This window comes from Rhizobium oryzihabitans (assembly GCF_010669145.1).
Taxonomy (GTDB): Bacteria; Pseudomonadota; Alphaproteobacteria; order Rhizobiales; family Rhizobiaceae; genus Agrobacterium; species Agrobacterium oryzihabitans.
The window spans coordinates 1-19,213 of record NZ_CP048633.1 but is presented as its reverse complement, the minus strand read 5'-3'; the positions used below and the strand labels follow the sequence as shown (position 1 = coordinate 19,213).

General features: G+C 58.7%; 16 protein-coding genes and 9 pseudogenes. 13 read left to right on the top strand and 12 right to left on the bottom strand.

Annotated elements, in window-relative coordinates; all coding sequences use genetic code 11:
• Positions 1-94: 94 nt before the first annotated feature.
• Positions 95-331: a DUF6894 family protein gene (locus tag G3A56_RS16245; protein ID WP_035208414.1), complete on the bottom strand. Its 237-nt coding sequence runs from the start codon at positions 329-331 to the stop codon at positions 95-97.
• 284 nt (positions 332-615) lie between these two features.
• Here G3A56_RS16245 and G3A56_RS16240 point away from each other — a divergent pair, with 284 nt between their 5' ends.
• Positions 616-930: a response regulator gene (locus tag G3A56_RS16240; RefSeq protein WP_052821212.1), complete on the top strand. Its 315-nt coding sequence runs from the start codon at positions 616-618 to the stop codon at positions 928-930.
• A 14-nt stretch (positions 931-944) separates the two neighbouring features.
• On the top strand, positions 945-1,190 hold the full coding sequence (locus G3A56_RS16235; protein ID WP_052821208.1) for a hypothetical protein: 246 nt from the start codon (positions 945-947) through the stop codon (positions 1,188-1,190).
• A gap of 447 nt (positions 1,191-1,637) precedes the next feature.
• On the opposite strand, the gene G3A56_RS16230 is transcribed toward G3A56_RS16235, so the two are convergent.
• From G3A56_RS16230 to G3A56_RS16220, 3 genes are all read right to left on the bottom strand, one after another.
• Complete coding sequence (locus tag G3A56_RS16230) at positions 1,638-2,051, bottom strand: hypothetical protein (RefSeq protein ID WP_052821207.1); 414 nt, start codon at positions 2,049-2,051, stop codon at positions 1,638-1,640.
• 78 nt (positions 2,052-2,129) lie between these two features.
• Complete coding sequence (locus tag G3A56_RS16225) at positions 2,130-2,903, bottom strand: SOS response-associated peptidase family protein (protein WP_052821206.1); 774 nt, start codon at positions 2,901-2,903, stop codon at positions 2,130-2,132.
• Positions 2,904-3,208: 305 nt separating this feature from the next.
• Positions 3,209-3,568, bottom strand: coding sequence for a hypothetical protein (locus G3A56_RS16220; RefSeq protein ID WP_052821205.1), 360 nt, complete (start codon positions 3,566-3,568; stop codon positions 3,209-3,211).
• Between the two features lie 417 nt (positions 3,569-3,985).
• Here G3A56_RS16220 and G3A56_RS16215 point away from each other — a divergent pair, with 417 nt between their 5' ends.
• The 4 genes and pseudogenes from G3A56_RS16215 to G3A56_RS29625 all read left to right on the top strand — a co-directional run bounded on the left by G3A56_RS16215 (position 3,986) and on the right by G3A56_RS29625 (position 9,406).
• A complete protein-coding gene (locus G3A56_RS16215) occupies positions 3,986-4,750 on the top strand; it encodes an ImuA family protein (protein ID WP_052821204.1) in 765 nt (254 codons plus the stop codon).
• Positions 4,671-6,180, top strand: a pseudogene (locus tag G3A56_RS16210) (Y-family DNA polymerase). The gene G3A56_RS16215 and the pseudogene G3A56_RS16210 overlap by 80 nt, the downstream one beginning before the upstream one ends.
• A pseudogene (locus tag G3A56_RS16205) lies at positions 6,177-8,729 on the top strand (helix-hairpin-helix domain-containing protein); the annotation flags it as partial. The pseudogenes G3A56_RS16210 and G3A56_RS16205, both read left to right, overlap by 4 nt.
• 137 nt (positions 8,730-8,866) lie before the next feature.
• Positions 8,867-9,406 (top strand): OB-fold nucleic acid binding domain-containing protein, encoded by a 540-nt coding sequence (locus G3A56_RS29625; protein ID WP_425503367.1) that lies wholly within the window; start codon positions 8,867-8,869, stop codon positions 9,404-9,406.
• A 78-nt stretch (positions 9,407-9,484) separates the two neighbouring features.
• Here G3A56_RS29625 and G3A56_RS16200 read toward each other — a convergent pair whose 3' ends face one another.
• From G3A56_RS16200 to G3A56_RS29620, 3 genes are read right to left on the bottom strand one after another with little or no spacing between them, the layout of a single operon-like run.
• Positions 9,485-9,820, bottom strand: coding sequence for a DUF3800 domain-containing protein (locus G3A56_RS16200; RefSeq protein WP_246231358.1), 336 nt, complete (start codon positions 9,818-9,820; stop codon positions 9,485-9,487).
• Complete coding sequence (locus tag G3A56_RS28940; RefSeq protein ID WP_246231373.1) at positions 9,733-10,011, bottom strand: hypothetical protein; 279 nt, start codon at positions 10,009-10,011, stop codon at positions 9,733-9,735. Before G3A56_RS28940 ends, G3A56_RS16200 begins: the two co-directional genes overlap by 88 nt.
• Positions 10,008-10,322 (bottom strand): DUF3800 domain-containing protein, encoded by a 315-nt coding sequence (locus tag G3A56_RS29620; RefSeq protein ID WP_164056696.1) that lies wholly within the window; start codon positions 10,320-10,322, stop codon positions 10,008-10,010. Before G3A56_RS29620 ends, G3A56_RS28940 begins: the two co-directional genes overlap by 4 nt.
• Positions 10,323-10,816: 494 nt before the next feature.
• On the opposite strand from G3A56_RS29620, the gene G3A56_RS28445 reads away from it, so the two are divergent.
• The 5 genes and pseudogenes from G3A56_RS28445 to G3A56_RS16175 all read left to right on the top strand — a co-directional run bounded on the left by G3A56_RS28445 (position 10,817) and on the right by G3A56_RS16175 (position 14,323).
• A complete protein-coding gene (locus G3A56_RS28445; RefSeq protein WP_052821201.1) occupies positions 10,817-10,984 on the top strand; it encodes a hypothetical protein in 168 nt (55 codons plus the stop codon).
• On the top strand, positions 10,965-11,354 hold the full coding sequence (locus tag G3A56_RS16190; RefSeq protein ID WP_164056694.1) for a hypothetical protein: 390 nt from the start codon (positions 10,965-10,967) through the stop codon (positions 11,352-11,354). The genes G3A56_RS28445 and G3A56_RS16190 overlap by 20 nt, the downstream gene beginning before the upstream one ends.
• 183 nt (positions 11,355-11,537) lie before the next feature.
• Positions 11,538-12,344: a tyrosine-type recombinase/integrase gene (locus tag G3A56_RS16185; protein WP_164056692.1), complete on the top strand. Its 807-nt coding sequence runs from the start codon at positions 11,538-11,540 to the stop codon at positions 12,342-12,344.
• Between the two features lie 96 nt (positions 12,345-12,440).
• Positions 12,441-13,241, top strand: a pseudogene (locus tag G3A56_RS29470) (tyrosine-type recombinase/integrase); the annotation flags it as partial.
• Between the two features lie 81 nt (positions 13,242-13,322).
• Positions 13,323-14,323 (top strand): annotated as a pseudogene (locus tag G3A56_RS16175) (tyrosine-type recombinase/integrase).
• Positions 14,324-14,370: 47 nt separating this feature from the next.
• Here the strand turns inward: G3A56_RS16175 and G3A56_RS28930 are convergent.
• A pseudogene (locus G3A56_RS28930) lies at positions 14,371-14,884 on the bottom strand (DUF6428 family protein).
• Between G3A56_RS28930 and G3A56_RS16170 the strand changes: the two are divergent.
• Both G3A56_RS16170 and arsK read left to right on the top strand, forming a co-directional pair.
• Entirely contained in the window at positions 14,883-15,287 is a 405-nt protein-coding gene (locus tag G3A56_RS16170) for an ArsR/SmtB family transcription factor (RefSeq protein WP_164056728.1), read from the top strand. The pseudogene G3A56_RS28930 and the gene G3A56_RS16170 sit on opposite strands and share 2 nt — an antisense overlap.
• Positions 15,271-16,494 (top strand): annotated as a pseudogene (gene arsK / locus G3A56_RS16165) (arsenite efflux MFS transporter ArsK). The gene G3A56_RS16170 and the pseudogene arsK overlap by 17 nt, the downstream one beginning before the upstream one ends.
• Here the strand turns inward: arsK and arsH are convergent.
• From arsH to G3A56_RS29615, 4 genes and pseudogenes are all read right to left on the bottom strand, one after another.
• Positions 16,491-17,127, bottom strand: a pseudogene (gene arsH / locus G3A56_RS16160) (arsenical resistance protein ArsH). The pseudogenes arsK and arsH overlap by 4 nt on opposite strands.
• Positions 17,128-17,188: 61 nt before the next feature.
• Positions 17,189-17,609, bottom strand: a pseudogene (gene arsC, locus G3A56_RS16155) (arsenate reductase (glutaredoxin)).
• A 2-nt stretch (positions 17,610-17,611) separates the two neighbouring features.
• Positions 17,612-18,660 (bottom strand): annotated as a pseudogene (gene arsB / locus G3A56_RS16150) (ACR3 family arsenite efflux transporter).
• A 123-nt stretch (positions 18,661-18,783) separates the two neighbouring features.
• Positions 18,784-19,110, bottom strand: a complete 327-nt coding sequence (locus tag G3A56_RS29615; protein WP_425503366.1) for a low molecular weight phosphatase family protein — start codon at positions 19,108-19,110, stop codon at positions 18,784-18,786.
• Positions 19,111-19,213: the final 103 nt, after the last annotated feature.

The following is a 19,213-nucleotide window of genomic DNA, read 5'->3' as shown; positions in this document are numbered from 1 at the left end:
TGGTTCCATACAGAGGCCACCAAGGCGGAATGGCAGTTCAAGCGGACGACCAAGTCGAAGTGGGTGTTGTCTCGTCATCGCCAGGCAGGAAGGTTCATTCAAACCGGACGACAGATTTCAGGGGGATTTTTGCGACGAGCACGCCGTCGCCCCTGACAACCTCAAACTCTGCACCATCCACGATTTCATCCTTGAGGATTTTTTCCGCCAGCATTTCCCTTGCAGCCTGCGCGGCCTCGATGTACGCGCGCTCGTCACTTGCCAGCATGGTTCCCTCAGTGTCTTCGGAAAGGCCGTCAGCGTCCCGAACGTGGAAGTAATACCGCTGCATGTCTTAGCTACCTGTTTTGTCTCGCAGATTTTTCAACCGCCTTCAAAGAACATGGTTCCATCGGACCCTTTGAAAAGGTATCGTCTCAGCGGGAACCCTCATCGCTATGCGCGGTTTGGCATGAATGCCATGACAGCAGTCGCGAATTGCCGAGCTGCAAGCCGTGGATAACACGAGAACCGACCGCGTCTTCCGCTCGCAGGTGGTTCATTGCGCAAACAGAGGATATCTCTATGTTGCGAGCGTTTCGTGGGAAAAAGCTGATCATCGTAGAGCAGCGCCTCATGCTGACATTTGCGTGCCGTCAGCGGCTGCGGGCAGCAGGGGCCACCGTTCTGGGATCGGTTCGATCGACACGACGCCTGCTCGATGCGTTACTGGAGTGGGATGTTGACGCCGCAATCGTTGACGTGGAGATCGACGATCAGACGTTGCTGAATGTTTCGATTGCACTGGAGAGCGCCAATGTGCCATTCGTTTTCGCGAACCGGGCCAAATCGAACGACCGCGGTTACTCTGTGAGTGGCGATAGCGCGGAGCTTCGGGAAATAGCCGATGCACTTTTCGGTCCGCCCGGAACGTCAACCACTCTTCACTGACCGTCGCTCGACGGTTGATCGTTCCCGGAACGACGCTCAACGCCTGCGCCAGGACGAGCACTGAATTCCTGGAGAGCGACACGCCGCAAAGTCGCGAGAAGCTCTACATCAATCCTGGAGTCGTGATCGGCGGCTGGAAAATCCCGGATGATCTCGCCAATCGTTTTTTCAACAAGCCGGCTCTGCACTCGCTCGTCAGCGGTAAAGCGCGCGGCCCAGCGGAAAAGGAGGCGTCGAAGCGGACATTCGTGAAAATTTGATGGTTTGGGCACGCAGCCGTCCTCCACACGATATAGGCGGGAGCACGTAGTAACCCTCAGCTGCCACCGCCTATGAATTCGGTTGGTGGCGATGGAAGGAGTGTAACACGTCTGGTGGATGAGTCGAGCGATTAGAGTTCAAGGGTAGAGAGTTGTAGCCCGGCAGCAGGCTGTCGCAGCCGGTCTGAATGGTTTTTGAAGGCATAATTTGCGTGCGATGTGAGCAAAAAGAAACCCTCCAGTGCGGAGGGTTCCAAGCTGTGCAACCGTGACCGGCTGCAAGAGCAGTGGACGGGGGAAAGACCATCCGCCTGCCTAACCGTCGCCGTGATAGTCTGTTCCGAAAAATTCGATCCTCAATTGAGGTTATTGCGGCGCTCGCAGCCAGCATGCTTGCAACAGTGCTTCTCGCATGAATGGCCTCGCCAGCCTTACTGCTCTCAACGCTCACTGATGTGCACCTCCGATTATATCGACTGGTCCTCTCGATGTTTCCATCAGCGGCCAGCGGACCTTCCTCTTCCATTCGGTCAAGGCATCGGCAGGTGAGGTGCAGAAAACCCACTCAATGAAAGCATCGGATATGTTAGGATGGTCGTAGAGGAGGGCGGCGATGCCTTTCCGCTCGCTAAACAATATCTCGATCTTCGCTCCCGTCGGGATGTCGTCATCATCAGCCCAGAGTTCCATGGCAACGTATCCGGAATAGGCAGTCAGGTCGGATTCCCGATCGACTTCGGCGACCAGCCGCTGGTCGAGATTATCGTGAATGGATTGCCGCATGCCGAAGAATTGACCATCCTCCAGAAATCTCTTTGGATAGACACCATGATTCTCGAGAATGTAAGGGTGGATATGCATCTTCCTTCTCCTCTCTCCGAACAGTTCAGCGGGTTTAGTCTCCTCATCAATTGGCATCCATCTGGCGATGGCCGCCAGTTATAAAAGGCTGCCTTGCTCCACCGGTTCGCCAGATTTCGAAATGATCGATGATCCATAAGGTTCACGCGACAGGATGATCAGCGCGTCGTTTGGTAGTGGGCGGGCGAGGTGCCTTGCCTCATCCCAAGGCGCCCGCATCCAGACGTCGGTTTCTTCCTTCGTCAGCAGTAGAACAGGCATTGCCTTCTCGTGGATCGGCTTCACGAGATCATTCGGATCGGTCGTCAGGAAACCGTATAGGTCGTCGGTTGTGAGCCCGTCCTTGACTTTGCGAACGCTCTTCCATTGCGGAACGTGGATGCCCGCAAAGAACATCAGCGATTTTGCCTCATCACGTGCAAACCAGGCATTTGGCACATTGCCACCCTCCTGTTTGCTCATCGGGTCCGGTTCGGCAAAGCTTGTGACCGGGACGAGACACCTGTGCTCGACGCCGAACCATCGCGTCCAGTGAGGCAGGTTGAGCTTACGCACATTGGTCACGCCACGATCCGGTTCCATGCGGATGAGCTCATCCATATCGACGGCCTTGCCCTTGGCCCTCAGTTTATCCGCCCTTGCTTCGGCGGCTTTCTTTTGGACGAAGATAGGCGAGGGCAGGCCCCATCGTGCATGAACCAGCTGCTTCTTGCCGTCCGCCGTGTTTCGGATGATCGGCCCCATCTGGTCGGGGTTCATCTGATAGGCCGGCATGAGGTTGATCAGGCTTTCGGCGTCCTGGGCCCACTTTGAGACCCAGTCCCTGTCTTCCATCCGATAAAGGTTGCACATGGCAGCAATTCCTCCGTTGCGACCGAATGCAGTTTTTCCGGTGACTTCCGCCTGCGTATCTAGTCGAGCTTATAAACGTCGGCATTGTCCTACCGTTCCCGCAGGCCGTTGTAGGAAGCGTGGCGGAGTTTATCGTCGCCCGTCCTGCCCTGAACTCGATCTCGGCGATCAGGCAAACGCCTATCCTCTGGTCTCCATCGGCTGCGGATGCGATTGCCCGCTGCGGCTAGCGCCGTGGAGGAACGCCGCATGTCAAGGCGCAGGCGCTATTCCGCAGCCCGTTTAGGTCGCTTGATGCCACCGCATTAGCCGGTCAGTCCCGACATTCTCAACAGAGCTATTCCGATTGCAGCGGAAATCACGGTCAGTGATATACATGCAAACAACCGGTAAACTCTCTCCTTTGACGTCAAGAGGAGATAGACCGAAGCGATTCCCAGAAAGCAAATCGTCGCGAGGGCGCCATAAGCTCGATACTCGCCCGAATAAAGCCATGTCCCCAAAGCCACAAAACCACAAATAACAAAAACAAGTTCGAGCTTTTGCAACGTAACACCCCAAGAAGATCTGAGCGGGATTTTAGGGAATTGATCTCGCAGGTCAACTTTGCCATCGGGCTGCATGCGGCGGGGCTTGATGCATCCGCCTACACGTCCGATGTTCATATGGCCTCAAGCTTAAAAGCTCCCGTATAGGTCGAACGCTGCGGACAGCCATTGATGCAATCAACCGCAGCGACGCGGCATTAAATAGAGCTGGGCTTCGGTATTACGATCGAGCTTTGTCTCGGTGGCTTCGTCATGCAGGCGAGTTCAGCACGAAACCTTAAGAAGATTGTGACGCCGCTCATCTATCCCCGCTATCGCGATCTGGAGCCCGACAAGAGTGGAGTGCGGCAAAAATTCTTGTTATCCCTACAGCCTTGAATCCTTTTCGAATCTTCGGTTTTGCTAATGTTGTGATAATGTTGCTCAACTTTCTGGTGCTTGACTCTTTTATAGCGTCGGAACAAACAATGAACAAATAGCCTGTACGGCATAATGTCGATCCTTTGAACACCACCTTGAAGGGAGCCGTGAACGATGACCGCTGCGCGCCCGAAGGGGTTGTCGGATGTGATCTGTGATTTGCGTGGCCGCATCGCCTCGATGGAGGGCACAGCAGCGAAACGGGCCGGAACGCTCTCTTTCGGTGTGCCCGAGATTGATGCGGTCTTGCCTGGCGGGGGTCTTGCCTATGGAGCCCTGCATGAGTTCGCAGGCGGAGGATCCGGTACGGTCGATGGTGCAGCAGCCGCGCTTTTTGTCGCCGGCATTGCCGCCCGGACCAAAGGCCCCGTCATCTGGTGTCTGACGAGACCGGATCTGTTCTTTCCGGCGCTTGCCCAGGTCGGCCTCCATCCCGACCGCGTCATCTTCGTCGAGTCCGACAAGGAGGAAGACGTGCTGGCCAACATGGAGGAGGGCTTGTCCTTCGGTGGGCTCGGCGCTGTCGTCGGCGAGCTCGTTCGCCTGCCGATGGTCAGCTCCCGCCGCCTGCAACTGGCCGCGGAGCGAACCGGGACCATGGCGCTCGGCGTTCGGCGATGGCGGCGGCAGACGGAGGCGAATGATTTTGGCCAGCCGACGGCGTCAACAACCAGATGGCGGGTCAGTGTGATGCCATCGGAAGAGCTGCCGGTACCGGGGGTGGGCAGGCCTCAATGGTTTCTTGAATTGATGCGCGTGAAAGCGGGTGAGTGTGCTGAGTTTCTCGTGAGGGCGTGTGATGACAAGGGTCGTCTCGATCTATCTTCCGGATCTGCCGACGGATCGTATTCGGCGGGCGGATCCCTCCATTTCGCCTGAACAGCCAATTGCCGTGATCGCAAGAAGCGGGTCGAAGCGATGGGTTTCGGCTGCCGACCTGGCTGCCAGGGCGGCAGGCGTGCATGTCGGCATGCCGGCGGCAAAGGCGCAGTCGCTGTTTCATGGCCTGATGATGGTCGACGCCGATATCGAAGCCGATCGGGTAGCTCTCGAACGCATCACACTGTGGGCACTAACCATCTATTCGCCGATCGTCGCGATTGACGGGATCGACGGCATCGTTATGGACACCGAAGGCGCCGACCACCTGCAGGGCGGCGAGCTGCCAATGGTGACAAAGATCGCCAACCAGTTTCTGGGCAGGAAGCTGACTGCCCGCGTGGCGGTCGCGGACAGCTGGGGTGCATCCCATGCCTGTGCCCGCGCCATCAACCGCGAGACGATCGTCATTCCGCCGGGTGAGACAGTGCGGGCCGTTGAAAAGCTGCCGATATCGCTCCTGCGTCTGCCGGCAAAGATTGTCAGCGATCTCCGCATTCTCGGATTTCAGACGATCGGGAGCTTGCCAATACCCCGCGCGCGCCGCTGACGTTGCGCTTTGGACCGGAGGTTGGGCGCCGTCTCGATCAGATGCTCTGTCGCATCGCCGAGCCTATCGAGCCGATCCGCACGCCTGAGCTGGTCGAGGTTTCGAAAGCCTTCGCTGAACCGATTGGCGCAGCGGAGACCATCAACAAATATGTCGGCCGCCTTGTCGTGCAATTGGTCGATGAACTCCAAAAGCGGGGCTCGGCGTGCGTCGGGCTGACCTGATTGTCGAGAAGGTCGATGGCACCAGACAGGCAATCCGCGCCGGAACAGCCAAGCCCGCCCGCGACGTAGCCTGGCTGACGAAACTGTTTCGGGACCGGACGGAAAAGATCGAGCCGGGTTTCGGGATCGAGAGGCTCACCCTTGTTGCGGTTCTGGCCGAGCCATTGGAAGAGGCGCAGAAAGTCTCTGCTCTGGTCGAGGATGACGTCACCGATGTGACGCCACTGATCGACATCTATGGAAACCGCGGCCAGCGGGTCTATCGCGTCGCACCGGTTGCATCCGATGTGCCGGAACGTTCCGTCCGGCGGATCAGTCCCGTTGCTGAACCGATCCCTGTTGCCTGGGTGAGCCATTGGCGCCGTCCAGTCCGGCTTTTGCCACGGCCCGAACTGATCGAGGCGATTGCGCTGATGCCGGACCGCCCGCCGGTCTCGATCGTCTGGCGCGGCAAGCGCCGTAAGGTCAAACGCGCCGACGGCCCGGAACGCATCTTCGGGGAGTGGTGGCAGCGCGACGCCGAAATGGACGCGGTGCGGGACTACTTTGTCATCGAGGACGAGGCAGGCGAGCGCCTGTGGGTGTTCCGCTCCGGCGACGGAGTGGATCCCGAGACCGGGTCCCATCGCTGGTTCTGCCACGGGATCTTCGCATGAGCTACGCCGAGCTCCAGGTCACGACCCACTTTTCCTTTCTGCGCGGCGCCTCCTCTGCACAGGAGTTGTTTGAGACCGCGAAACAGCTCGGTATCGACGCAATCGGCGTCGTCGATCGCAATTCGCTTGCCGGAATTGTTCGGGCGCTTGAGGCGTCGCGCGCCACCGGGTTGCGCCTGGTCGTTGGCTGTCGTCTCGATCTGGCGGATGGCATGTCTGTGCTGGTCTATCCGATGGATCGCGCTGCCTATTCGCGCCTGACGCGCCTCATCACGCTGGGAAAATCGCGTGGCGGCAAGAACAACTGTATCCTGCATTGGGACGATATCGTCGCTTACGCCGAGGGCATGATCGGCATTCTGGTACCTGATCTGCCGGATGCCACCTGCGCCTCGCAGCTTCGCAAGATGGCTGAGCTGTTTGGTGATCGCGCTTACGTCTCTCTCTGTTTGCGTCGGCGACCGAACGACCAGTTGCGGCTGCATGAGATTTCCAACATGGCGGCGCGGTTCAAGGTCAGAACCGTCGTCACCAATGATGTGCTGTTTCATGAGCCGGGCCGGCGGCAATTGCAGGACATCGTCACCTGTATCAGGCACAACACCACGATCGACGATGTCGGCTTTGAGCGCGAACGCCACGCCGACCGCTACCTCAAGCCACCGGAGGAAATGGCACGCCTGTTTCCGCGCTACGCGCAAGCACTCGCGCGAACCCTGGAAATCGTGCGTCGCTGCAAATTCTCGCTCGAGGAACTGACCTACCAGTACCCGGAGGAAGCCATCGTGCCGGGCAAGGATGCTCAAGGATCGCTCGAGCATTATGTCTGGGAATGTGCGCCCGATCGTTATCCGGAAGGCCTGCCACCGGATGTTTTAAAGACCGTTCGGCACGAGCTCGATCTCATCCGCACCATGAAATACGCGCCTTACTTCCTGACGGTGTTTTCGATCGTCCGTTTTGCCCGAAGTCAGGGCATTCTCTGCCAGGGCAGGGGATCTGCGGCCAACAGCGCTGTCTGCTATATCCTTGGCATCACCTCGATCGATCCCTCGACCAATGATCTCCTCTTCGAGCGCTTCGTCAGTCAGGAACGCGACGAGCCGCCGGATATCGATGTCGACTTCGAGCATGAACGGCGCGAGGAGGTCATCCAGTGGATCTACAAGACCTATACCAAGGATAAGGCGGCACTCTGCGCAACCGTCACCCGCTACCGGGCCAAGGCGCAATCCGCGATGTCGGTAAGGCGCTTGGCCTGCCTGAAGATGTCATCAAGGCGCTGTCATCGGGCATGTGGTCCTGGTCGGAAGAAGTTCCCGACCGAAACATCAGGGAACTCAATCTCAACCCCAATGACCGGCGTCTGGCGCTCACCCTGAAACTCGCGCAGCAGTTGATGGGCGCGCCTCGGCATCTGGGTCAGCACCCCGGCGGCTTTGTCCTCACCCATGACCGGCTAGACGATCTCGTGCCGATCGAACCGGCGACGATGAAAGACCGGCAGATCATCGAATGGGACAAGGACGACGTTGAGGCACTGAAGTTCATGAAGGTGGATGTCTTGGCGCTCGGGATGCTCACCTGCATGGCCAAGGCTTTTGATCTCATCCGCGAGCACAAAGGGCAGGATCTTGATCTCTCGAAAATCAGCCAAGAGGATGCGGCGACCTATGCAATGATCCGCAAGGCTGACACGCTCGGCACCTTCCAGATCGAAAGCCGTGCGCAGATGGCGATGCTGCCGCGGTTAAAACCGCGCACGTTCTACGATCTCGTCGTGCAGGTGGCCATCGTGCGGCCGGGCCCAATCCAGGGTGACATGGTGCATCCCTATCTCCGTCGTCGCGAAGGCAAGGAGCCCGTCGAGTATCCGACACCCGAGTTGGAGGCGGTGCTCGGCAAGACGCTGGGCGTGCCGCTGTTTCAAGAGTCAGCGATGCGCGTCGCCATGGTCTGTGCCGGCTTTACCGGTGGTGAGGCCGACCAGCTGCGCAAATCCATGGCGACCTTCAAGTTCACCGGCGGCGTCTCGCGCTTCAAGGACAAGCTGGTGTCAGGCATGGTCAAGAACGGATATTCGTCCGAGTTCGCCGAAAAGACCTTTTCGCAGTTGGAAGGCTTTGGCTCATACGGCTTTCCGGAAAGTCACGCGGCCTCCTTTGCGTTGATTGCCTACGCTTCGAACTACATCAAGTGCCATCATCCCGACGTCTTTTGTGCAGCCCTTCTCAACAGCCAGCCCATGGGATTTTATGCTCCGGCCCAGATCGTCGGAGACGCGATCAAGCATGGCGTCGAGGTGCGGCCGGTCTGCGTCAACCGCTCGCGATGGGACTGCACGCTGGAAAGGATTGGAGGCGGCGATCGTCATGCTGTGCGCCTCGGGTTTCGGCAGGTGAAAGGGCTGGCTGTCGCGGACGCCGCACGTATCGTTGCAGCGCGCATGAACAACCCGTTCGCCTCAGTCGATGACATGTGGCGCCGGTCCAGCGTGCCGACCGAAGCGCTTGTTCAACTGGCAGAGGCCGACGCCTTTCTGCCATCGCTGAAACTCGAACGACGCGATGCGCTCTGGGCGATCAAGGCGCTGCGCGACGAGCCCTTGCCGTTGTTTGCAGCCGCAGCCGAACGCGAGGCGACGGCGATTGCCGAGCAGCAGGAGCCAGAGGTGGCGCTTCGGCAAATGACGGACGGCCATAACGTCATCGAGGACTACAGCCACATCGGGCTCACTTTGCGCCAGCATCCTGTCGCCTTTCTGCGCAAGGACCTGTCGGCACGCAATATCATTTCCTGTGCCGAGGCGATGAATGCCCGTGATGGGCGGTGGGTTTATACCGCTGGACTCGTGCTGGTGCGGCAGAAGCCGGGATCGGCCAAGGGTGTGATGTTCATCACCATCGAGGACGAGACCGGACCGGCCAACGTCGTTGTCTGGCCCACCCTGTTCGAGAAACGCAGGCGCATCGTGCTGGGATCTTCGATGATGGCGATCAACGGACGGATTCAGCGGGAAGGGGAGGTCGTCCATCTCGTCGCCCAGCAACTCTTCGATCTCTCAGGCGATCTGGTTGGACTTGCCGATCGCGATACGGAGTTCAGGTTGCCGGCTGGTCGCGGCGATGAGTTTGCCCACGGGGCGGCGGGCCGGATTCACGCGATCGGCCGAAACCCGTTGTCCCGCGCGACATATTCACACCGGACCTTCATATCGATACGCTGAAAGTGAAGAGCCGGAATTTTCACTGAAAAATGCTCAAACCGAGCGTGTCGAGGGAGCGCATGCACTGCCAAAACCGCTTCAATCCTCAGGCGTGGCGACTTGGGATGCGGCGGTCATAGCTTTCGGCGTTGCTTTCGGAAAAGGGTGAGCTGGAACTGGAAGTGAAGCGAGGCGCGCTTCTGTCTCCGGCGAGACATGACACCGCAGACCTGACACTGGCCCGATGCCGTACCGGGCAAAGTACGGCCTTATGAGGTCGAAGCCACGCTGGTCGCCTGACTGAAAGTGACGGAAAATCCAGTAGGCGATCAAATCCGCCATCTGAATCAGGCGCGATGCATTCGAATCCAGAAAAAGCGGGACTTCGGCAAAGTTGCGAAGTTGGCCGCTGGCATGCCCGACGTGCTTGAACACATGAGAGAGGTTTGGATTTTCTCCTCATAATTGCTTTTGTCGAGGATGACCAAGCCGCGCTGGGGGTTCTTTTTCTTGTAAAGCGTCTTCAGATAGCCATCAAAACACGAAGCCACCTCCTCGAAGCTCCGAGCCAGAATATCGTTCGCAGAGAAGAGCTTCTTTTCGATGACGCAGGCGTAGACCTTCAACTGCAATTGCTTGTCTGACAGTAGCGACGAGATATCGACGACGGCTTGAACTCTGTCGTTGGAGGCACACCTTTCCAGGTACCGTTGCCCGAGCGCATTGGGTTTCCATGGAACTCGATTTCTCGAGGATTGGTTGAGCTAAAGCGCGCCGCTACAGGATCTATCTGGGCTTCCAGCCAATGCGTTTGGCGCTCGAATATACTAAAGCCTGCAAGGACAAAGAAGTCGGAGCTTGGATCATGCGAGTGACCAGACTCGTCGAGATATAGTAGATGCAACGAATCCCCCTGAAACGAAAAAGCGGACCGCATGCGGTCCGCTCCAATTCGGTAAGCCGAGTGAAACAATCGTTCAACGCACCGACGGATCAGCGCTCTCGACTATGCTCAATATATATCGGTTGCGTGTCGGCTTTTCAAGAGGCGGCTCCCTATGGCCCACAATCGCGAACGTCCAGCGTTCGCGGCTTCACGTCGTCTGTGATCCGCCTCCAGCAGTCATAGGCATCGACCGTGACCTGATGACCGGAGCGAAAAGAAGGTAGCATCAGGTAATCGAGGCTACAACAAGATCCGCATCAGCACGATCGTTGTTTGTCGGAGGCTGGTCCATTGAGGCGTCCCAATCCCGCTCTTGATGGATGGCTTCCTATTCCAGCCCGGATCTCCGTCGATCAACCCACTGACGGGGTCCGCTAGCAAGCTGCGGCCGCTTCGGCTTAAGCCTTCGCGGTGATCGCGACCGGTTCCGGACACTGACGGGAGCCATCGAGCGGGAATGGCCCGCTCGAAAGATGGAGCCTCAGATGAACACCGATCTTTCGCTTGCGCAGACCCACGCCTTCCAGCTCGCCCGCACCCTGATGGTTCCAGTCACGCTGTTCAGGTCCGGCGACGAGTTCGGCGTTCTGCCGAGCGACGAACTCGATGACGAAGACGATCTGGAGATCGTGCATGAATATGAGCCGTTGTGACTTATGGTCATCTCAGGCTCGATCGCGCCGCTTTACAGGGCACCCCCGCTTTCCAACTGCACATAATCAGCTCTTTGAGCCTTCAATCCCCAGCGTAGGGCATCCGAATGAAGGCAACCTGCAATCGCAACTCAGCGAAAAAGGAGAACGCGATTGCCGACCACACTCCACCTCCGTCTTCGAACCGAAGACCCGGACAATATTCTTTCGCCGCTCGCTCGAATGGTCCATGACCAATGCGAGCGCCGAAATTTGGACGTTAGGCGCAAGCGCCAATATACCGCTGTCGTCCTTCACTTTGGCTATTGGCTATTCGAGCGTGGTGTCGCCACGGAAAGCTTCACCACTGAACACATGGAAAGCTTCCTGACGGCTCACGCGAATGGTTGCTCCTGCTCGTGCTTTTGGAAAATGCGTACGGAGGTGGAGGCTATGCGTCGAGCTTTGAACCTCGCCGTCAAAATGAGGGCACTTCGCGAGATCCCGCGATGAACCTCGCGGCGATAGATCGTGAAGTCCTGGCGTTCGATAAAATGCTCGAAGAAGTTTGGGCTTGTCTGCGGGTTCACGCCGCAAGCATCGCAATGTTGTTCTGAGGCTTCTGGTCGGCTGTGTGAAAGATGGCCGTGTCGATATAGCCAACCTCAACCACTCGCACATTCGTCAGTTCGTGCTCGGCGAGCAGGGACGGAAACCAGCAACCATCCGTAGCTACTCTGTCTCGATCAGGTGCTATCTTCGATATCGAGCACTCTTAGGCGACGATGTCCGTCGGCTAGTAAAGGCCATACCAGCACCCGCAGTGAAAACGCCGGCCAGACTGCAAACGGGCTTCAGCCCGGCGGAGCTGGAGCGATTGCTGGAAGTCTCTGCAGAAATCGGCCGAACCCGGAAGAGAGTTCATGCCATTATCAGGTGCCTAGCAGACCTCGGGATGCGGTCGATCGAGGTAACCAGCCTGACACTCGACGATATCGATTGGGAAAAAGGTATGATCCGGGTGCGCTCGACCAAGTCGCGCCGGTCCGATCCTATGCCGCTTCCATATGCTACAGGCGAAGCTATCGCCGACTATATCGTGCATGAAAGGCAAGCCACGCAACACAGGGAGGTCTTCGTCCGGCATGTTGCGCCCCTTGGAGAGCCGATCACTCCGCGCTCGGTACAGCGAGCAGTCTATGCGGTCTACGACCGATTGGGCTGGGATTGCACCCGTATCCATATCTTCCGCCATACGATTGCCAGTCGACTGGTCAACGATGCCGTGCCCCTGAAGCAGGTTGCGGACATCATGCGGCATAGGAGCGTGGTGACAACTGCGGCTACGCCCGCGTCGATCAAAACAGGCTGGCGGCCGTAGCCCTGCCTTGGCCGGGAGCGAGCGCATGACCGGGTCAGCCACTATGCTATCTCGTGCCGAGGCCTACCTCGCACATCGCGAAGCCTCGGCTTCAAGATGAAAACTTCAGCAAGGCAGATCACCTCCTTTGCACGATATGCCGACGACAGAGGACACGAAGGGGCGCTCTCGTCCGATATCGCGCTCCGCTGGGCGAAGGCCGAAGCGACAATTGCCGACCCCTTCACCTGGGCAAAACGACTGGAGGTGTTGAGGCCATTCGCGGCCTTTCTCGCGGCAGAGGATCGTGAAACCACCTTCCCGGCGACCAATCCTTTTGGGCGGACGAAGCGTCGGCTTGCTCCACATATCTTCGCGAACGAGGAAATCGTGGGCATCATCGCCGAAGCGCATCACATTCGCCGCGTTCAGGCTGCCGGGACGCTCATGATGCCTGCCCTGATCGGCCTGCTGGCCTCGACTGGGCTGCGCATATCGGAAGCGCTCGGCCTACAGATCCGAGATCTGGATCTCGAAGCTGCGCAGATCGTGGTGCGGGAAGCGAAATATGGCCGCCAGCGACTGGTCTCCCTCCATCCAACCGCTGTTGCCGCGCTCGAGATCTTCCTCGATCGACGAAACGCGCTATTCCCATCGAAGCCGGCCGATCCTGTCTTCATGAGCGAGCTGTCCAGCAAGAAGCTGAGCTACATGAACGCCTGGCACGCCTGGTTCCGGATCACCCAGAGATTGGGAATCCGGCCGCGCGGTGGCCATCCCTTCGTGCGTATCCATGACCTTCGGCACAGCTTCATATGCCGTCGGCTTATCCTCTGGCAGGAAAGTGGAACGGAGATCGATGCGGCAATGATGATGCTGTCTACGTATGTCGGCCATGCCAATCTGCTCGATACCTACTGGTATATTGAGGCGTGCCCGAGCTCATGGCAATTGCAGGCAATCGCTTCGAAGGTGCAGCTATGGTTGGAGGCGACGTTGATGAGTGATACCACACCTTCCTTTCCGACCCTGCTGCAGCGCTTCTTCGTTGATCATCTGCGCCAGCAACGAGCGGTGAGCCCATGCACGGTCGCGGCATATCGCGACACGTTCAAACTGCTGCTGGCCTTCGCTGAGAAGCGGATCGGGAAATCCCCGACGAACCTGACCCTGCCCGACCTCAATGCCGATCTGATCCTGGCCTTTCTGGATCACCTCGAGCGTGATCGGCCAATAGCGTCAGAAGCCGAAATGCACGGCTGTCCGCAATCCGGGTCTTCCTCAAATATGCCGCGCATGAGGATCTGACTGCGCTGGCGGTGATCGAGCGCAGCCTCGCCGTCCCGCAGAAGCGGCATGACAAGGCAGTTCTCGGCTACCTGGCGCGCGCCGAGGTCGAGGCGATCATCAACGCGCCCGATCCCAAAACATGGCCGGCAGGCGCGACCGGGCACTGTTTACATTCCTCTATAATACTGGCGCGCGTGTGTCCGAGGCTATCGACCTTCGGATTGGTAGTGTCATTCTGGAGACTGCACGGTCGTGCACCTGCATGGGAAGGGGCGCAAGCGCCGGAGCGTGCCACTCTGGAATGAGACCGCACGAACGCTGAAGCGATGGATTCAGGATCTTCATGATTGTGGACCGGATGCCTACATCTTTCCCAACAGTTCGGGGACGCGCCTATCCCGCTCCAGTGTGAGGCAGCGCTCGACCTCGCCGTCGGCGCTGCCGGCGGAGGTGTTCCATCGAACCGCGCAAAGGCGATATCGCCGCATACCTTCCGGCACACCACGGCGATGCACCTGCTGCAGTCCGGCGTCGACCTGACCGTGATCGCGCTTTGGCTCGGACACGAGGACATCAGCACGACGCATATCTACATGGAGGCTGACCTTGCGATGAAGGAAAACGCGCTCAGCCGGCTTCAGCCGGTCAGCCCTACAGGTGTTCGCTACCGGCCGCCCGACAAGTTGATGGCATTCCTTCAAGCGCTTTAAGCTCGTTGCTCCCGGAGTGACGCCCGGAGCGCATCCTAGCCGGGCGGCTAGGCGCAGCACTTCGACGTCGTGCTAGCTGGCCCGCAGCAGGACGATTTGGCCTGCTCCTCCGCCAGCCAGCGATCCCGTGGCTTGCAGCTTGCTGGTCGAGCGACAAGAGACACCTCGAAGGTGCCGGCGACGAGCCGCGGTGCTGACGCGCAGTAGAGGGCCATCGGCCGCTCTCCGTCGCTGATCTCGAACGTGAGTTTTGCAGTCGGCTCAAGCTGCACATGGTCAGAGACTTTGCGGATGATCGCGCAAACTTGCCGGCCGGCATATGCGTCCGTTCATCTTCGTCGATATCCCAGAGCTGCACGAAGATCTCTGCCCAGGCTTCCGGGTTGGCGCCGCAATCGAGCGCCGAAAACATCCCGCCTTGACTTCGGTGACGTGGTAGCCCGCACGGACGGAATTGCCGTCATAGCTGAAAACCAGCGGCGCATCTGGAGCCACGGCGAGGACATCGAGGAGATGGGCGAGACTGATGTCTGTCGAAATTGTCTTGTCGATCGCGTTCATGTGCGTTATCCCTCTATCCAATAGTTCAAGGATTGTTGAAATATGGTATGAACGTCAAGCTCTTTCGTCATTCGCGGCGCTGTCCCAGGAGACCCGCCTTGCGATCGTCCGTGCTCTGGTCATTGCGGGCCCGGAGGGATTGGCCGCAGGTGTGATCGCCGAACGCATGGGCGTCTCCGCGACGAACGTCTCCTTCCATTTGAAGGAACTGGAGCGGTCAGGATTGATCTCCCAGCGAAGGGAGTCCCGCTCAATCATCTACAACGCGAGTTACGACGCGCTTGCCGATCTCGTCAAATTCCTGATGGAGGACTGTTGCGCTGGTCATCAGGTGATCAGAGAGAGTGTCGAGCGTGGCGGCGACTGCTGTAGCCCAGCCGGCAAGGATGACGTCGTTGCGTAGTTCCACAATCCCTGCAGGCATTGTCTCGGCTCTCGGCCTGACGCAGATCATCGGTTACGGCACGCTCTACTACAGCTTCAGCATCCTCGCCCCGCATGGCGGAGGATCTCGGCTTATCGCTGGCAGAGGTATTCGGTGTGTTCTCCGTGTCCCTGTTTATCGGCGGTCTCTCGGCCACCTATATCGGCAAGCAGATGGACCGGATCGGTGCCGCGACGATCATGACGGCAGGGTCAGCGCTCGCGGCATTGACACTTGCCCTTTGCGCCTGGTCGCCCTCAGTCGCCAATCTTCGCCATCGCCATCATCCTGCTCGAGGTGTCATCGGGAATGGTGCAGTATCAGGCTGCATTCGCAGCTCTGGTTGAAAGCGATCCCGCAGCGCTTCCCGCAGCATTACCTATCTTACGCTGATTGGTGGATTAGCCTCGACAATCTTCTGGCCGATCTCGTCAGCACTTACGGGATATCTCTCGTGGCGGGAAATCTATCTCGTCTTTGCGGCGCTGAACCTCTTCCTTTGCATGCCGCTGCACTTCTGGATCCGGAGTCTCGGACAGAATGCTGGCGAAACGACCATCCGGACACGCGAAACGGTGATCGGCGCGATCGCACCTCATGCAAGGCGCCGCGCCATGGTCATCGTCTCGTTTGCCTTCCGCGCTCCTCGGCTTTACGCTCGCAGCCATCCTTGCCCATATGGTGCCGATGCTCGGCTCGATCGGGTTGGGGGCAGCCGCCGTCGTTATCGGCTCACTGTTCGGTCCTGCGCAGGTTCTGAGCCGCCTGATCAACATGGTCTTCGGGAAGAACCTGTCGCCGCCGGGACTTGCCGTACTTGCCGCCGTGCTGATCGTCTTCGGCGTCCTGATCCTGCTGGTGACGGGGAACTGGCTGCCGGGTGCGGTCGCCTTCGCCATCTGCCTGGGGCTTGGCTTCCGGAATCAACAGGCATCGCGCAGGGGAGTTTGCCGCTCTATCTAATTCGGATCGGACGGATATGGAGCGATCACAGGCAAGATGGCGCGCGGCTCGACTGGCGCTCGGAGCCGGAGCACCTTTCGCGTTCGCGGCGGCCATGGAGAACCTGGGCCTGAGCTTGTCGCTCATTGGAAACGCGTGTCTCGGCGCGGTCAGCATAGCGGCATTCGTTGCGGTGGCAGTATCCTGTCGGCGACCAGCCACCGCAACTGTCCAGAATTACTAGATCGACTTCAGCGAAACCCGCTTCTCCAGCTCGCTGCGTCTTCCCTTCCGCTCGCTGTAGCGATCGTGAGATAGGACGAAACATCGCGGGTGAGATAGTGAACTTCACCAGCTCTTCGCAGACGTCCACGACGCGGTCGTAATAGGACGACGGCTTCATTCGTCCTTCGGCATCGAATTCCTGAAACGCCTTGGCGACGGACGACTGGTTGGGGATGGTGATCATTCGCATCCAGCGGCCAAGAATGCGTAATTGATTGACGGCGTTGAAGGACTGACTGCCACCGGATACTTCCATCACCGCCAGCGTCTTGCCTTGCGTCGGCCGGACGGAACCGACCGAGAGCGGGATCCAGTCGATTTGGGACTTCATTATCCCGGTCATGGCACCGTGGCGTTCCGGGCTGATCCAGATGTGGCCTTCAGACCACTGGGTCAGTTCGCGGAGCTCCTGCACCTTGGGTGGCTCACCGGAGATTCGTCCGGAAGCGGCAACCCGGCGGATCGAACACGCGAACCTCGCATCCCAGCCGTTCGAGAAGCCGACGAACTTCGAAGGCAAGCAGACGGCTATAGGAAATCTCCGCCAGGGAACCGTAGAAATCAAGATCCTGGGCTTATGTGTCGAGAACATCGGCCGGAGCGATTCCGGCTCGATGGGCTGAAGAAGCTGGTCGTGCAGTGCGGGGAAGGTATCAGACAATACGCTTTCCTTCCTGATCCAGAACCTGTTCGCCGTCTTCTTGGTGAACGAACCTTTGAAGCATCGGTCGGCAGATGTCGAGTACTACCTCTGACGGGCGGGCAGCTTGGTGCCGAGCGCCGTGACGACAAATGGTCGATTTGATCAGGATCGGGTCGCGAGCATCGCGCTCCAGCAACTGGTCTTCGGTCAGGTCCGGATTGTCGAGACGAGTTCGGCATAAGGAGTGCCCTTCTCGCGGATCGCGTCACGAACAGTCAGACCGGCGTCCCTAATCATCTTCAAGAGCTGCTCGCGCGACGGCGGGTTCTGAAGGTATTCGATGACAGTAGGCTCGATCCCGGCTGCGCGGATCAGTGCCAACGTGTTGCGAGACGTCCCGCAGCCGGATTGTGATAGATGGTGGCGTCCATAGTCAGGTCCTTTCGGTGATGTGTTGCGGGAAAGCGGCGGGCGATGCCTCGTACCAGCCCTTCGAGCGGTTCACGATCCAGACGACGGAAAGCATCACCGGTACCTCGATCAGCACACCGACCACTGTGGCAAGTGCCGCGCCCGACTGAAACCCGAAGAGGCTGATGGCGGCGGCGACTGCTAGTTCGAAGAAGTTAGAGGCCCCGATAAGTGCCGAGGGACCAGCCACACAATGCTGCTCACCTGAAATCCGATTGAGGATGTAAGCGAGGCCGGAATTGAAATAGACCTGGATCAGGATCGGCACTGCCAGAATGCGATGATCGTAGGCTGCGCAATGATCTGCTCGCCCTGGAAGCCAAACAGCAACACCAGCGTCGCCAGTAATGCGACAAGCGACAGCGGCTGAAGCTTGACAACAGCCGGTCCAACCCGGCGTGCTCCCGCCGCCAGCAGGCACGCCTTAGACCCTGGGAGATCGCGACCGGAATCAGATGTAGAGGGCCACTGAGATCATGAGGGTGTCCCACGGCACTGTGATCGCAGACAGACCCAGAAGCAGACCCACGATCGGTGCGAAGGCGACAATCATGATAGCGTCGTTGAGTGCGACCTGGACAGGGTGAAATGAGGTTCGCCCTTCGTCAGGTTGCTCCAGACGAACACCATAGCCGTGCAGGGCGCCGCCGCGAGAATGATCAGGCCCGCAATGTAGGAGTCGATTTGGTCCGCTGGCAGGTATGCCGGAACAGCCAGCCCACGAACAGCCAGCCAACAGCGCCATCGAGAACGGCTTGACGGCCCAGTTGATGAACAAGCGTCACGCCGATGCCGCGCCAATAGCTACGACCTTCGACAGTGAGCCGAAGTCGATCTTGAGAAGCATGGGGATGACCATCAGCCAGATCAGCACGGCGACGGGAATGTTCACCTTGGCGATCTCGGCTGCGCCGATCGTCTGGAAACGCTCGGCATCAGATGGCCAAGCGCGATGCCGACGAGGAATGCAGAGGAAAACCCAGACAGTGAGATACGTTCAAATACGGACATCAGGCGCTCTTTTCCTGGCTGCTGGTCGACCCTTCCATCTGGCCGATCTGCTTTAGCTTCTGTTCAAGCGCAAGCTTGTCGATCGAAGACAGCGGAAGCTTAGGAAGGCGCCAATGCGGTTCTTCAGAAAAACGGCGGCCTGTGCGAAAGCTCTCTGGACTTCGATATCCGTTCCCACGACGCGGCCGGATCCTCGACACCCCAGTGCGCTGTCATCGGATTACCCCAACCAGACTGACACGCTTCGCCAGCCGCGCTGTCGCAGACCGTGAAGATGAAATCCATCTGCGGCGCGCCCGGCTCCGCGAACACATCCCAGTTCTTCGAGGAGAAACCGGTAGAACGGATAGCCGAGCGCTTCCAACTCCTTGATCGCATGGGGTTCACCTCGCCCTTCGGATGGCTCCCCGCGGAGTAGGCTCGAAAGCGACCTTTCCCCTCATGATTCAGGATGGATTCGCCGAGAATAGAACGTGCGAATTGCCGTGCACAGGAAGAGCACGTTGTAGATCTTGTCGGTCATGGTCTTGTTCCGTTGTTAGGTCGGGGACCT